The following is a 14,015-nucleotide window of genomic DNA, read 5'->3' as shown; positions in this document are numbered from 1 at the left end:
GATCCCCAGCAGCGGCGAGAAGGCCATGCCGAGGATCCGGTTGCCGAAACAGCACCCATTCAGCAGGTGGGTGAGGCGGTGTTGGCCGCGGCGGCGACCGGGGTGGTGGCGGCGGTCGACTGAGCTGATCGATGCCGCACTCCACAGCATGACGAGCGGCGGTGAGTCCCGCGCCGGTGCGGCCGGTGGATCCTGTTCGGGGCCCGGCGCCGGTGGAAGGCCGGCGCCGGGCCCCGACGGGTCAGGGCAGGAGGGACTGGTTGGTGGAGAAGACGTTGGTCGGGTCGTAGGAGCGCTTGATGCGCAGCAGGCGGTCGCGGTCCGGGGCAGGCCAGTTGGACTGGAGCGCCTCGGGGCCGGCGCCGCCGGAGAAGTTCATGAAGCCGCCCGGCACGGTGGCGTCCGCGGCCGAGGCCAGGACCGCGGCGGTGACGGCGTCGACGGCCGGCACCAGCTCCGGGACGCCCAGGCCGATGACGAAGAGCGAGAAGGCGGCGTCGCGGCCGGGGATCGCGTTCGGCACGGCCGGCGGGCGGGAGAGGGCGCCGCCGAGGTGGCGGAGCTCGATCATGATGAGCGGGACGTCGACCTGCGGGCCGGCGGTGGCGAGCAGGCCCTCGACGGTGGCCGCGGTCAGGTCGCCGAGGAGGGCGCCGCCCTCGCGGGTGGGCGTGGGGTCGACCGGGTCCTGGTGGATGGAGTCGACGGCCTGGTAGGGCATGTCGCCGACGCCGCCGAGCAGGACCGGGGCGGCGGCGAGCATGGGGGCGAGCAGCTCCGCGGCCGTGTCGGTGTCGCCGACGTACGCCACCCGCAGGTGCACCACGAACGCCCCGCGCAGCGGCTCGGGCAGCTGCGGCAGCGGGGGCAGGCGGAGCATGGCGAGGGACGTGTTCATCCGCTCGGGCAGGGTCGGCGCCCACGCGCGGTAGGCGTGCAGGACCTCGGCGGCGTGGGTGGCCGGGAAGTAGAAGCCGCCACCGGTCAGCGACGGCACGTCGAAGAGGTCGAACTCGATGGCGGTGACGATGCCGAAGTTGCCCTTGCCGCCGCGGACGGCCCAGAAGAGGTCGCTCTCGTGGGCGGCGTCGACGGTGCGGACGACGCCGTCAGCGGTGACGATCTCGACGGAGCGGACGTGGTCGGCGGCGAAGCCGAAGGTGCGGCCGAGGGGGCCGAGGCCGCCGCCGAGCGTGTAGCCGACCACGCCGACCTGCGACGAGGATCCGTTCAGCGGGGCGAGGCCGTGCGGTGCGGCCGCCTCGATGACCTGTGACCAGCGGACCCCGGCCGCGGCACGGGCGCGCTTGCCGGCGACGTCGACGGACAGGGACTGCATGCGGCTGGTGGTGATCAGGACGCAGTCGACGGCGGGGCGGACGGCGCCGTGGCCGGTGGCCTGGACGGCGACGGGCAGGCCGTGACGGCCGGCCCACCTGACCGCCGCGGCGACGTCGGCCATGCTGGTGGCACCGACGGCGACGGCGGGTCGGTGCGGGTTCGCGACGTTCCAGGCGAAGATCTCCTCCGCGAAGCCGTCATCGGAGGGCAGGAGCACCGGGCCGTTGACGGCGGCGGCGAGGTCGGCGAAGGACAGGTCGGTCGATGCAGTCATCAGAGGTTCCTCAAGGTTCGGGGCGCGTGCAGCGGCGCCACGGACCACGGTGCAGGACAGCGCTTGGCTGCCGGTTAAGCACCACTTAAACGCGCGACTTGAGCGACACTTGCGGCCTCGAGATGGGCGGCGCCGAGCCGGCGGTGCGCCTCCAGGGCCAGCGTGGCGTGCGCGAGGCCCTCGTCTCGACGGCCGAGGGCGTGCGCGAGCGCGGCGAGGGCGTAGTGCATCGAGCCCCACGTGGCGCAGCCCGTCCCGACCGTGGCCCACTGGTCGGCGAAGGGGAGGACCTCCTCGTACAACTCGGCACACTGCGGCAGGTCGAGCCGCGCCGCCACGAGCGCCCACTGGAACGCCACGAGGTTCCAGCACCACAGCATCTCCCGCCGCGTGCCCCACCGGTCGACGAGCCGCCGGGCGCGGTCCTCGTCGCCGGACTCGCAGGCGGCCAGGACCGCGGTCGGGCGCAGCAGCTCCAGGTGCGGCTCGTCGGCGCGGCGGACCAGCTCGTCGAGCAGCTCACCGGGCCTTCCCTGGAAGCGCCGGCTGGTGTATAGCATGGCCAGCCGGATCCAGTGGGTGCCCCACAGGCTGGTGTGCGCCTGCAGGGCGAACGCCTCGCCGACCAGCCGCTCGCCGTCGTCCCAGCGGCCGTCGAGCATCGCCCGGCCGGCCCGCGCGTAGCGGACCTGCGCGGCGAGGACCCCGGTGCGCAGCTGGTCGCCGAGGTGGACGGCGCGGGCCAGGTCGGTCTCGAAGGTGGCGAGGTCACCGGCGGTCACGGCGCTCATCATGCGGTGCAGCCGGCCGGTGAGCTCCACGGTGCGCGGCAGCCCGTCGATGGCGAGCAGCTCGTCGACGGCGGCCCGGCGCAGCCGCTCGGCCTGCGGGACCAGGGCGACATTCCAGAGGTTGTCGAGGGTGCGGGCGCGCAGCTCCGCGTCGCCGGTGCGCCTGGCGATCGCCACGGCCTCCGCGGCGTGCGCCTCCCCGGCCGGCCGGTGCTCGCTGTGGTACAGCTCGACCGCCAGGGTGCCGAGGAGGACGGCCCGGCGCCGCGGGTCGGTGTCGCCGAGGCGGGCGAGCTGGTCGCGGAGGATGCCGATCATCCGCTCGTCGACGACCAGGTAGGGCCGCCACGTCCACAGCGTGACCCCGCCGAAGAGCGTGGCCGCGTCCATGGTCAGGTCGTCGTCGCCGAGCTGCCGGGCGAGGGTGAGCGCCTCGTCGAGGACGGCGCGTGTGCCGGCGAGGTCCCCGCCGGCACGGCGCGCGACGCCCAGCTGGACGAGCAGCCGGCACCGGTCGGCGGCCGCGCCCGGGCGGGTCGGGTCCAGCGCGCCGAGGGCCGACTCCAGGTAGGTGGCGGCCTCGTCGTACGCCAGCTGCGCCATCGACAGGTCGGCGGCCCGCCGCGCGTAGCCGACGGCCCGCTCCGCGCCACCGAGCCGCGCCGCCATGGTGAAGTGGTGCACGAGCCGGCCGAGCAGCGCGGGGTCGTCGGGCTGGTCGAACGCTTCGAGGGCCGCGCCGACCCGCAGGTGCAGCCGGGAGCGTTGCAGCCGGGTGAGCGCGCCGTAGAGGGTGTCGCGGACGATCGCGTGCGAGAACCGGTAGTCCCAGGTGCCGGGCACCTCGGTGAGCAGGCCCGCGACCACCGCGGGCTCCAGGGCGCTCATCACCTGTTCGTTCTCGGCGTCGGTGCTGGCCTCCAGCAGGACCAGCTCGACGTCGCGCCCGATGACCGCCGCCGTGCGCAGCATCGCCTGGGTCGCCTCCGGCAGCCGTGACACGCGCCGGCCGACGACGTCCCGGACCCCCTCGGGCACGTCGAGGTCGGCGACGGCCTGCGCGGTGCCCCAGCCGCCGGGGTGCTCGCTGGTGAGCAGCCGCAGCAGCTCCTTCAGGTAGAACGGGTTGCCGCCGGTGCGCTCCAGCAGCGCCAGGACGACCTCGCCGGGCGCGTCGCCGCCCGCGCTGTCGTGGAGGTACGCGGCGACGTCACCCGCCGTGAACGAGCCGAGCCGGATCCGGTCGGCGCCGCGCTCGTTCGCCAGCAGCGCGAGGGTCTCCCGCAGCGCCGGGTCGCCGTCGGCGACGTCCGGGCGCATCGTGCCCAGCAGCAGGATCGGCCGCCGGTGCAGGGCGGGCGCCAGGTGCGCGAGCAGCTGGAGCGACGACGCGTCGGCGACGTGCAGGTCGTCGACGACGAGCAGCAGCGGCTGCCCGGCGGCGCACTCCGACAGCGTCTCGGCGACCGCCTCGTGCAGGTGGAACAGGGCGGTGCCGGGCTCCTCGGCCCGCCATCCGCTCTCGCCGCGCCCGGCGAGCACATCGAGCAGGTGCCGCCGGCCGTCGGTGTCGGGCAGCGCCCGCAGGATCTGCGCCCACGGCCAGAACGCGGGGGTGGCGCTCGCCTCGACGCACCGGCTCCACGCGACCCGCAGCCCGTGCCCGTCCGCGAGGGCGGCGGCCCGCTCGGCGAGCAGCGTCTTGCCGAGCCCGGCCTCGCCGACGACGAGGACGACGCCGCCCTGGCCGGCGGCCGCCTGGGCGAGCCGCTCGTCGAGGTGCCGCTCCTCCCGCTCCCGGCCGACGAGCACCGTCCCCGGCGGGCGCTCGGCCACCTCCACGGCGGCGCCGGGCGGCGCTTTCACCACGGCGCCGGGTGGCGCCTGCACCGTGCCGCCGGGCGACGCCTTCACGGTGGCGCCGGGCGACGCCTTCACAGCGGCGCCGGGCGCCGCAAAACCGGGGGTGCCGGCGGAGGGGGTGAGCGCCGGGTCGTGGCGGAGGATGGCCGCCTCCAGGTCGCGCAGGTGCGGGCCGGGCGGCAGGCCGAGCTCCTCGTCGAGGACCGTCCTCGCCCGCCGGAACGCGGCGAGCGCGTCGGCTTGGCGGCCGTCGCGGTACAGGGCGAGCATCAGCTGACCCCAGGACCGTTCGCGGAACGGGTGCCGGTCCAGCAGCGCCACGGACGCCGCTGCCGCCGCCGCGTGCCGCCCGGTGGCGAGGTGGACGTCGACGAGGTCCTCGACGGCGCCGTCGTGCACCTCGCCGAGCTGCGCGGCGACCGCGCCCGCGAACTCCTCGTCGGCGAAGTCGGCCAGCGGCCCGCCCCGCCACTCCCGCAGGGCCGCGGTGAGCAGGGTCTCGGCCTCGGCGTACGCGCCGGCCACGAGCCGCGCCCGGCCGTCCTCGGCGCCGCGGGTGAAGCGGGCCGCGTCGACCTGCCCGGCGTCGATCGCGAGGAGGTACCCGGGATCCCGGGTCACCAGCACCGACGGCGGGGTCCGCGGCGGGCGGCCCGGCTCGAGGACGCGCCGCAGCTGCGAGATGTACACCTGCAGCGTGCTGGTCGCGCTCGACGGCGCCTCGCCGGTCCACAGCCCGTTGATGATCCGGTCGAGCGACACGACCCGGCCGGGGTCGAGCAGCAGCAGCGCGAGGACGGCCCGCTGCTTGCGCGCGCCGAGGTCCAGCGGCGCGCCGCCGGGCGGCTGGACCTCCAGCGGGCCCAGGATCCGGAAGTCGAGCCGCGTCACGGTCGCCACGCTATCCGCCGGCGGGCGCCCCGGGGCCGACCCGTCGGATCTTGGACTCAGCCTCCGGCCAGCAGCTCGGCCAGGCGCCGGGCGACGGGCCACGCGCCGTCGGACGTGTTCGACACGACGGTCCACGTCAGTGCGGTGTCCGGGTCGTGGACGCTGCGGAACGACACGCCCGCGTCATACCCTTCGAGGGTGACCGCCGGGCCGGTCCCGTGCAGCCAGAAGCCGAGCCCGTAGCGCCGGGGCCCCTCGGTCGCGACGCTGCGCGGCCGGAGCATCTCCCGCACCCGCGCCCCGGGCACGATCCGCCCCGCGAAGAGCGCAGTCCAGAACGCGCTGAAGTCCGCGACCGTCGAGTGCGCGCCGCCGTCGCCGCTGCCGCGGACCGGCAGGTGGAACACGTTGGTCCGGTCGGAGCCCGACGCGTGCAGGTAGCCCCGCGCCGCGCCGGCGGGCAGCTCGTCGGAGCGCGGGAACCCGGTCCCGGTCATCCCCGCCGGCTCGCACACCCGCCGCGCGACGAGGTCGTGAAACGGCACCCCGGCGGCGCGGGAGGCGATGAGGGCGAGCACGACGTAGCCGCTGTTGCAGTACGCGAACCGCTCGCCGGCTGGGAACTTCGCCGGATGGCCGCCGAGGACCTTCAGGTAGTCCTCGGTGTCCGCCAGCTCGTGCACCGGCACCGGCAGCACGAAGTCGGTGATGTCGCCGGCGGCGTCCTCGTCGAAGTAGTCGCCGATCCCGGACCGGTGCGCCAGCAGGTGCTCGACCGTGACGTCCGCGCCGATGAGCGGCAGGTCGGCGCCGAGCAGGTCCCGCGCGGGCGTGTCCAGCGCGAGCGTCTCGTCCTCGACGAGGCTCATCACGGCGAGGGCCGTCAGCCCCTTGGTGGCCGACGCGACGCCGAAGCTGGTCCCGACCGTGTTGGGCACGTCCGCCGCGCGGTCGGCGAGCCCATACGCCGCGGCGAACTCCGTCACGCCGGCACGGTCCACGCGGACCGCGCCGGAGAAGCCGGCGATGTCGCCGAGCATGGGCAGCTCCCGAGATCTTCGGTGGTGACGGCGCGCTTTTTGAGAGAAGTAACCGTCACCGGCGCACCGGAAGTTGCTGCGGCCACCGTACCGGGGACCGCGGCGACCTCGCCCCTCATTTTCAGGCGGGCAGGCGGCACTTCAGGCGGGCAGGCGGCACTTCAGGCGGGCAGGCGGCATTTCAGGCGGAGCGGGCGGCATTTCAGGCGGGGCAGGCGGCCCCGAAGGTCGGGCGCTGCGTCAGCGTGAACCGGCAGCCGAAGTCGTCCGCGGCCACGGCCCGCCGGTCCAGGATCGCGTCGCCGGCCGGCCGGTGCCCGGTCCTGACCCACGAAACCAGGTCGTCGAAGCCCTGCGCGAGCTCCGGCACGGTGAACTCGCAGTGCCCGAGCGCCCGCACCGCGCGGGACACGAACAGCTTCCCGCGGCCCTGCAGGGCGGCGCGGCGCGCGTACTCCTGCTCCATCGACAGCGGCACGAACAGGTCGCCGATCGTGTGCATCGACAGCACCGGCACCCGCGGCCGCCCGTCGACGCGCGGCACCCCGGACAGGTCCCGCGACGGCCGGTCGGTGCGGTCGACCCGCAGGACGTCGCGGTTGACCCGCAGCTCGTCCCGGCTGAGCCACGGGCTGTCGTCGCTCTGGTACAGCGTGAACCGGTTCGACGTGAGGTTGCCCTCGGCGATGCCGGCGGTGCCGCCGGACAGCCCCGGGTAGACCCCGAACAGGAACGGCACCGTGGTCAGCGGCGGGATCCCGGGCAGCGCGCTCCAGTAGGCGATCGCGTTGTCGAAGCCCGGCCGCGTACCGCCGCTGCGCTGCTCGACGAAGTCGCCCCACGTGCGGCCCAGCGCGGTCAGCCCCGCCCCCTGCCCGAGCAGCGGCACCTGCCGGGCGACCTGCTGCCGGTACACCTCCTGGAACGACGGATCCACGGGCGCCTTCGGGAACGTGATGGCGGTGCCGGTCAGTGCCGCCGCGGTCACGTTCGCGTCGAGGAAGTAGTCGAACAGCTCCGCGTCGCCGAGGACGCCGCAGACGGGCATCGCGCCGACGAACGCCTGCGGGTGCTCCTCGATGGCCACCGCCGTGACGTGCCCGCCCATCGACGCGCCGGTCATGTAGACGGACCTGGCGCGCAGCCCGGTGTGCTCCTTGAAGCGGTCGATCAGGGTGTACGAGTCGCGCACGCCCTGCCCGACGTCGTAGCCGTTGGTCGCGTAGCTGGACGCGGCCCAGGCGAAGCCGCGCGACAGGTAGTGCGCGCGCAGCGACGGGCTGTCGACGAACACGGTCGTGCCGAGTCCGCGGTACCCATGCGCGTACAGCACCAGCTCGCCGTTCCAGTCGGCGGGCTTCTCGATGCGGTACGCCGCACCGTCGGCGATCCCGGTCCACACGCTCGACCCGTTGACCGGCACGAACGGCGTGCCGTTCACGTCGCAGTCCGGATCCGCGACCGTGTAGCCGGGCTGCGTGGTGCTCACGACCGGCGGGCCGCAGACCGGCGGGTCCGCGGCGGCGGGCGCCGGGACGGCGAGAATGCCCGCGACAAGTACCAACAACGCTACGCTGCGCATCCACACATGAGACGCCCGTCGATGCCTCGATGTCAACGACTGTGTGCACTCATTGTGCTTCTTGTCGTCGATTTCGGGTTTCGCGGTCGGCCTTCTAGACTCCCGGACCCATGGAGCGCCGTCACCTGCGTTGGATCGTCCCTGCCGCGGGCGGCGTGCTCGCCGTCGTCGTGTCACTCGTGCTCGTCCTGCAGGACACCGGCGAGGCCGCCTGCGCCGCGGTCCCTGCCGCGCCTCTCCAAGCGCCTGTGGTGGAGAACGTGCGCTCCGGCAGCGCCTCCTACTACAGCACCAACCGCAACGGCATGTGCAACCTCGGCGCCCCCTCGACCGACGCCTACGCCGCGATCGGCCCCGCCGAGTGGGCCGGCGGCGCGGCGTGCGGCTCCTACCTCGCCGTGACCGGCCCCAACGGCCAGACCACCAACGTGCAGGTCGTCGACCAGTGCCCGTCCTGCCCCGCCGGCAAGATCGACCTGAGCAAGGGCGCCTTCTCCCGCATCGGCTCCGTCAGCGCCGGCATCATCCAGATCACCTACGGCACCGTCCGCGACCCCGACCTCGCCGGCCCCCTGAAGGTCCGCGCCAAGGGCGGCACCGGCTACTCGTCCCTCTCGGTCGTCCTGGACAACCACGGCAACCGGCTGTCCACTGTGGAGCTCCAGACGGCCGCCGGCTGGACGCCGCTGAAGCACAACACCGACAACACGTGGACCGGCCCGTCGGGCCTGACCGGCCCGGTCACCCTGCGCGTCACGGACGCCTCCGGCCACCAGGTCACGCTGCCGGGGATCGCCCTCGGCTCGTCGGCGTTCCAGCAGACGCCCACCCTCATGTACAGCCCGGCCCCGCCCTCCCCGTCGCCCTCCCCCTCTCCGTCGCCGTCGGAGTCCCCGTCGGCCGCCGCCACCACCCCGGTCGCCGCCGCGGCCAACACCGCCCCACCCACCTGCTGAGCCGTTCCCGCTTCATCCCGAGCGCCCGTTTCCGCTTCATCCTGAGCGCCCAGTTCCGCGCGGCTGCGAGCTTTGGGCTCTGGCACGAAGTTCGCGAATCGGAGCGTCTGGGCTGTTCGGCGAGGACGACGCGGCGGCGGAGCAGGTCGAAGCCGGCGCGGCCGAATTGGTCCTGTTTGCTGCGGTCGCCGACGGTTTGGATGATCCAGCTGGTGACCTGCCGCGGTTTCGGTGTGGCGGGCGGGATCGCGGTGGGGTGGCACGGCGCTGACGCGCCAAGTGTGCAGCAGTCGTCGGACGCTGCGTTCGCTGCCGGGCGTGGATCTCGGCGTGGCGTTGCCGGGTCAACTCGGCTCGGCGGCCGTGATCAGCGGGAGGCGGTGGTGCGGGCTGGGTGACGGCTTCCTGCACGGGTCGGTCCCGTAGGCATGTGCGGTGCGCGCGGACCACACGGTCGACCGCGTGGGTCAGGTTGTAGAGCAGGTGGAACCGGTCGGCGACCTGGATCGCGGCCGGTGCGCCTTCGGCGTAGCCGCCGGCCCGGTCCCGGCAGATCACCTCGGCGCCGGGGTGGGTTTGCAGCCAGGCGGCGAAGCTGGCGGCACGCCGGTCCGGCAGCAGATCGACCGGGCGGCCGGCGTCCGCGCCGACAACATCCTGCCGGTCATGCGGCGCGACGGCGTCGTGGCCGCGGTGGTGCAGCAGCTCGACCTCGTGTCCACCGCCCTCGACACCCGCAAGCTGGCCGGCCTCAACCGGCGCATCGAGGCCGATCACGCCGCACCCGCCGACGTCGCGCAGGAGTTCGCGGCCGCGAACGGGCTCACGAAGAAGGTGGACCTGCGGATCACGTACGGCCTGACGATCGGCACGACCGGGCTGCCGGAGCAGCAGGTCGTCGCGCACCTGTACCGGATCTCGCTCGAGGCCGCCGGTTACCGGACCACGGTGCGCACGCTGGCCGACCGCGCCGCCCTGCACGTGGCGCTGACGTCCGGGAGCGTCACCCTGGCGCCCGAGTACACCGGCAGCTACGCCGCGTTCCTCAACGACCGGGCCCGCGGCGAGTTCGCGCACGCCTGCTCGGGCACCGCGACCGTCCTCGGTGGACCCGCCGAGTGCCCGGCCGGCTTCCCGTGCCGGCAGTCGCTCGCCGACGTGTACGCCCTGCGCCCCGGCGCCTTCACCGAGCTGCCGGACCGCGGCCCCGCCGCCCGCGCCGCGCTCACGGGAGGCACGGTCTCACTCGCCCTGATCTCCAGCAGCGACCCGGCGTTCGCGTAGCGTCGCCGCTACCAGTCTCCTACCAGCGGACCGGGCCCTCGTCGTCGAAGAAGCCGCCCGACGGTCCGTCGTCGGGCAGGGTCGCGAGGTGCACCGCGATCGCCGCGCCCTGCTCCGGGGTACGGAAGCCGCTGTGGTGGTTCAGGTCGGTGGCGCAGTAGCCGGGGCAGCCGGCGTTGACCAGGATCGCCGTGTCGCGGAGTTCCTTGGCGTACTGGACGGTGACGGCGTTCAGGAATGCCTTCGACGGCGCGTACGCCACCGACGGCGGCATCCCGTTCAGCGGCCCCTGCGGGTCGGTCTGCTCCGCGAACGAGCCGACGGAGCTCGACATGTTCACGATCCGCGGCCGCGCGGACCGGCGCAGCAGCGGGAGCATCGCGTTGGTCACGCGGATCACCCCGTACACGTTGGTGTCGACGGCCGCCTGTACGACGGCCAGGTCGACGGTGCTCGGCACCTGCGGCGTGCCACCGATGATCCCGGCGTTGTTGACGAGCACGTCCAGCTGGTCCAGTCGCGCCGCGGCCGCGTCGACGCTCGCCTGGTCGGTGACGTCGAGCGCGACCCCGAACGCGTCCGCGCCGCCCGCGCGCAGCTTCTCCACCGCCTCCTCGCGCCGCCCGGCGTCGCGGGCCCCGACCCCGACCCGCCACCCGAGCGCCCCGAGCCGCGCTGCGATCTCGTACCCGATCCCCTTGTTCGCGCCGGTCACCAGCGCGACGGTTGCTGCAGTGTTCATGCCCACGATGCTGGTCCGCCCCCGCGCGGGCCGCCAACACCGTCTGGGTCAGGACCGATACCGTAGCGGTATGGAAACGCGCGAGCTGGCGTACTTCGTTGCGGTCGCCGAGGAGCTCCACTTCGGCCGGGCCGCCACGCGCCTCGGCATCGCCCAGCCGCCGCTGTCGCGGGCGATCCGCCAGCTGGAGCGCCGCCTCGGCGTCACCCTCCTGGAGCGCACCAGCCGCTCGGTCGCGCTCACCGCGGCGGGCGAGGTCCTGCTCCGCGAGGGCCGCGCCGCCCTGGACGCGGTCGCCGCCGCCGACCGCCGCACCCGCCGCGCCGGCCACCCCGCCGCCAAGCTCGTGCTCGCCACGAAGTCCGGCGCGGCCGGCGACCTCCTGCCCGCGCTGCTCTCGGCGTACACCGCAACCGCCCCCGCCGCCACCATCGAGGTGCTCCTGTGCGGCATCGGCGAGCAGGAACGCCTGCTCCGCGACGGCCGCGCCGATGTGGCACTGCTGCACCTGCCCTTCGACGACACAACCGGCCTGGACATCGAGGAGCTGCACACCGAGGGCCAGGTCGCGGTGCTACCCGCCGGCCACCGCCTAGCCGCCCGCACCCACCTGCTCACCGCCGACCTGGCCGGCGAGCCGTTCCCCACCTGGCCCGGCGCCACTGCCGCCCCCGCCGCCCCCGCCTCACCCGGCCCGCTGGTCCGCGACAGCACGCAGCTCTACCAGCTGATCGCCCTGGGCATGGTCGTCGCCACCCTGCCCTCCTCATGCCGCTCCCAGCTACGCCCCGACCTGGTCGCCGTCCCCGTCCTGGACGCCCCCACGGTGACCACGGTGATCGCCTGGCCCCCACACAGCCGCTCCCCCGCCCTGGCCACCCTGATCCGCTGCGCCATGGACCTCAGCACCCCCGCACCGCTCACAACCCCAGCGTGACACCGACCACGCCACCGCCCTCTTCGAACCCCCAGCGCCGACCAGCACTACTCCCCATCGGCCCGGCACCCGTGCACCGCGTCAACGTTCGCCGACGGCAACGTGCTCACCGCCGACGCAGCGTCCCCACGGCACCAGCTGATCCCGGCCACACCGCAGATCCACGCCGACCCGCGCCGCGGCCATCGACACCCCGCAGCGCTTGTAGCCCCAGCCCACCGAGCAGAACCGCGTCGCCGCCCTCCTCAAGGCCCCGGGCCGACCAGCATCACCCGGCCGGTCCACACCGACGCAGCAACCTCGCGGCACCAGCTGATCCCCGACCACACCCCAGGTCCCCGGCGCCCACAGACTCCTAAGCCGTGTTTGGTAAGTGGATGTAGCCGCGGCGATACGCTTCGCGCGTGACCGACCAGGAGTTCTTCGATGAGCACCGGCGCCGCGTGGCGGAGCAGACGGCGGTGGCCCGGGCGATGGTCGCGGCCGGCGCCGACGCGGATCAGGTGGCCGCGGAGCTGCTCCGGCGCGACGGGTCGCCGATCGTGGTGATCAGAGCGCTCCACGACGCGTCGGGCCTGGGTCTCGGCGACGCCAAGTGGGTCGTGCACCGCAACCTCGACCCCGAGTACCGGGCGGTGCACGAGCGCTTCTGGGCCGAGGCGGTCGCGGGGCTGCAGCAGGAGGCGCTGGCGGAGGTGCTGGTGGAGACGCGGGCGTGGCTGGCCCGGCCCGACAATGACTTCGCGCGGTCGTCGTTTCTGGACGGTGAGGCGGCGGCGGAGGTGGACCTCGCGCTGTCCGTCGTGCGGGCCGGCGGTACACCTGCTGGATTGAGGGTTTTGTTCGCGCCGACTGGGCCCATCCAGGAGGTCGCGTTCTCCAGCGGGTGGGGCGACGAGTTCATCGACCTCGCCGACCGGTTCGACGCGGCGATGGACGGGCGTTAAGACACGTTTGGTACGTCGGGTCAGAGCCACTTGTTGATGGCGGCGATGGTGACGGTGGCTTGGTAGCGCACGGCGAGCTTGTCGTACCTGGTAGCCATGCCACGGCTGTGTTTGAGCTGGTTGATCCCGCACTCCACGGCGTGGCGCTGCTTGTACAACTCGGGGTCGAAGGCCGGCGGCCGGCCGCCCTTCGACCCGCGTTTGCGCCGGTGCGCGGCGTGATCAGCCATGATCGGGATCGTCGCCCGGATGCCATGCCGACGCAGATAGTCGCGGTTGCCCTTCCCGGCATACGCCTTGTCGGCCAGCACCCGATCCGGACGGGTCCGCGGGCGACCACCACCGAGCCGAGGCACCCGGATACCACGCAGCACCGGCACGAACTGCGGGCTATCACCACGCTGCCCAGCCGTCAGCAGCAACGACAACGCCTTACGCCCCTGCTCACACGCCAAATGAACCTTCGTCGTTCGCCCACCCCTCGACCGGCCCAACGCGTGATCGTCCGGTTCGACGTCAACCCCACCCGGCGGTTCCTTCTGCAACGCCCCGTCCCGACGGGCACCAGCCGCGTGCTGATGCGCCCGCACGCTGGTGGAATCCACACTCACATCCCACAGGATCCGCCCGGCCGCGTCCGCGTGCGCCTGCAACGCGGTCAACACCTGCTGCCACGTCCCGTCACGCTGCCACCGGCGGAACAACCAGTACAACGTCTGCCACGGCGCATACACAGCAGGCACGTCACGCCACGGCGAACCCACCCGAATCCGCCACCGGATCCCATCGATCAGCTGCCGCCTGCTCCACTTCAGCGGCCGACCCAACACCGACGCCGCAGGCAACACCGCGGCCAGCGCCGCCCACTGCGCGTCGGTAAGGTCATGCCGCCTCGTCACCGCTATGGTGTCCACGAGGTCTCCGGACTTGGTGCTTCTTGGTCGAACCACCAACTACCGGAGACCTCACCATTTCACGATCACCGCCACACCGACGTACGGTCAGCGATCCACAACGACTTACCAAACACGGCTTAGTCTCAGATGTCCGCCAACGGGGCAGGCCCACCAGCCGACCGGTGCGCCGTGGCCATCCGCTCACCGGCGTCGCTACCGGGGCACGCCGCCATCACCGGACGCGAACTCCCCTTCGCCGGATCGCCACAAGCGCTCCCGCGAGCCCAACACCACGCACCCTCACGCCAGGTAGCGCAGCCAAGCTCCCGACCAGCCCGACACCCGCACCGCATCAACACCCGCCCACATCAACCACGCCACTCACCGACGCTGCCCACCGACCACCACGGCCCCCCAATGCCCGCCGGCACGACCACGCTCCCGACCGCCTCACAACCCGCCCAGCAAACG

10 protein-coding genes and 1 pseudogene are annotated in these 14,015 nt (G+C 73.7%); 4 read left to right on the top strand and 7 right to left on the bottom strand.

Annotation, left to right across the window (positions count from 1 at the left end):
• Positions 1-241: 241 nt before the first annotated feature.
• From AB0J72_RS36015 to AB0J72_RS36000, 4 genes are all read right to left on the bottom strand, one after another.
• A complete protein-coding gene (locus AB0J72_RS36015; protein ID WP_363406825.1) occupies positions 242-1,615 on the bottom strand; it encodes an FAD-binding oxidoreductase in 1,374 nt (457 codons plus the stop codon).
• Between the two features lie 74 nt (positions 1,616-1,689).
• Positions 1,690-5,160 (bottom strand): BTAD domain-containing putative transcriptional regulator, encoded by a 3,471-nt coding sequence (locus tag AB0J72_RS36010; protein WP_363406822.1) that lies wholly within the window; start codon positions 5,158-5,160, stop codon positions 1,690-1,692.
• Positions 5,161-5,216: 56 nt separating this feature from the next.
• Positions 5,217-6,200, bottom strand: a complete 984-nt coding sequence (locus AB0J72_RS36005; protein WP_363406819.1) for a serine hydrolase domain-containing protein — start codon at positions 6,198-6,200, stop codon at positions 5,217-5,219.
• A gap of 202 nt (positions 6,201-6,402) precedes the next feature.
• Complete coding sequence (locus AB0J72_RS36000) at positions 6,403-7,782, bottom strand: phthalyl amidase (RefSeq protein ID WP_363406816.1); 1,380 nt, start codon at positions 7,780-7,782, stop codon at positions 6,403-6,405.
• A gap of 110 nt (positions 7,783-7,892) precedes the next feature.
• Between AB0J72_RS36000 and AB0J72_RS35995 the strand changes: the two genes are divergently transcribed.
• Entirely contained in the window at positions 7,893-8,738 is an 846-nt protein-coding gene (locus AB0J72_RS35995; RefSeq protein WP_363406813.1) for an expansin EXLX1 family cellulose-binding protein, read from the top strand.
• A gap of 444 nt (positions 8,739-9,182) precedes the next feature.
• Here the strand turns inward: AB0J72_RS35995 and AB0J72_RS35990 are convergent.
• Positions 9,183-9,371, bottom strand: a pseudogene (locus AB0J72_RS35990) (transposase); the annotation flags it as partial.
• 33 nt (positions 9,372-9,404) lie between these two features.
• On the opposite strand from AB0J72_RS35990, the gene AB0J72_RS35985 reads away from it, so the two are divergent.
• Positions 9,405-10,022, top strand: a complete 618-nt coding sequence (locus tag AB0J72_RS35985; protein WP_363406810.1) for a glycine betaine ABC transporter substrate-binding protein — start codon at positions 9,405-9,407, stop codon at positions 10,020-10,022.
• 19 nt (positions 10,023-10,041) lie between these two features.
• Here AB0J72_RS35985 and AB0J72_RS35980 read toward each other — a convergent pair whose 3' ends face one another.
• Positions 10,042-10,764 carry an SDR family oxidoreductase gene (locus AB0J72_RS35980; protein ID WP_363406808.1) on the bottom strand — a complete coding sequence of 241 codons (723 nt, stop codon included), beginning with the start codon at positions 10,762-10,764 and terminating at the stop codon, positions 10,042-10,044.
• 70 nt (positions 10,765-10,834) lie between these two features.
• On the opposite strand from AB0J72_RS35980, the gene AB0J72_RS35975 reads away from it, so the two are divergent.
• Together AB0J72_RS35975 and AB0J72_RS35970 are read left to right on the top strand one after the other, a co-directional pair.
• A complete protein-coding gene (locus AB0J72_RS35975) occupies positions 10,835-11,701 on the top strand; it encodes a LysR substrate-binding domain-containing protein (RefSeq protein WP_363406805.1) in 867 nt (288 codons plus the stop codon).
• A 404-nt stretch (positions 11,702-12,105) separates the two neighbouring features.
• Positions 12,106-12,648, top strand: coding sequence for a hypothetical protein (locus AB0J72_RS35970; RefSeq protein WP_363406802.1), 543 nt, complete (start codon positions 12,106-12,108; stop codon positions 12,646-12,648).
• A 20-nt stretch (positions 12,649-12,668) separates the two neighbouring features.
• On the opposite strand, the gene AB0J72_RS35965 is transcribed toward AB0J72_RS35970, so the two are convergent.
• Positions 12,669-13,562 carry an IS5 family transposase gene (locus AB0J72_RS35965; protein ID WP_363406798.1) on the bottom strand — a complete coding sequence of 298 codons (894 nt, stop codon included), beginning with the start codon at positions 13,560-13,562 and terminating at the stop codon, positions 12,669-12,671.
• Positions 13,563-14,015: the final 453 nt, after the last annotated feature.

The organism is Dactylosporangium sp. NPDC049742, assembly GCF_040674675.1.
In the GTDB taxonomy this organism is placed as follows: domain Bacteria; phylum Actinomycetota; class Actinomycetes; order Mycobacteriales; family Micromonosporaceae; genus Dactylosporangium; species Dactylosporangium maewongense.
This window is presented reverse-complemented; position numbering and strand designations above follow the sequence as displayed.

Coding starts and splice junctions, on each gene's coding strand:
- AB0J72_RS36015 (WP_363406825.1), bottom strand. CDS start 1,615: ATGACTGCATCGACCGACCTGTCCTTCGCCGACCTCGCCGCCGCCGTC.
- AB0J72_RS36005 (WP_363406819.1), bottom strand. CDS start 6,200: ATGCTCGGCGACATCGCCGGCTTCTCCGGCGCGGTCCGCGTGGACCGT.
- AB0J72_RS36000 (WP_363406816.1), bottom strand. CDS start 7,782: ATGCGCAGCGTAGCGTTGTTGGTACTTGTCGCGGGCATTCTCGCCGTC.
- AB0J72_RS35995 (WP_363406813.1), top strand. CDS start 7,893: ATGGAGCGCCGTCACCTGCGTTGGATCGTCCCTGCCGCGGGCGGCGTG.
- AB0J72_RS35985 (WP_363406810.1), top strand. CDS start 9,405: ATGCGGCGCGACGGCGTCGTGGCCGCGGTGGTGCAGCAGCTCGACCTC.
- AB0J72_RS35980 (WP_363406808.1), bottom strand. CDS start 10,764: ATGAACACTGCAGCAACCGTCGCGCTGGTGACCGGCGCGAACAAGGGG.
- AB0J72_RS35975 (WP_363406805.1), top strand. CDS start 10,835: ATGGAAACGCGCGAGCTGGCGTACTTCGTTGCGGTCGCCGAGGAGCTC.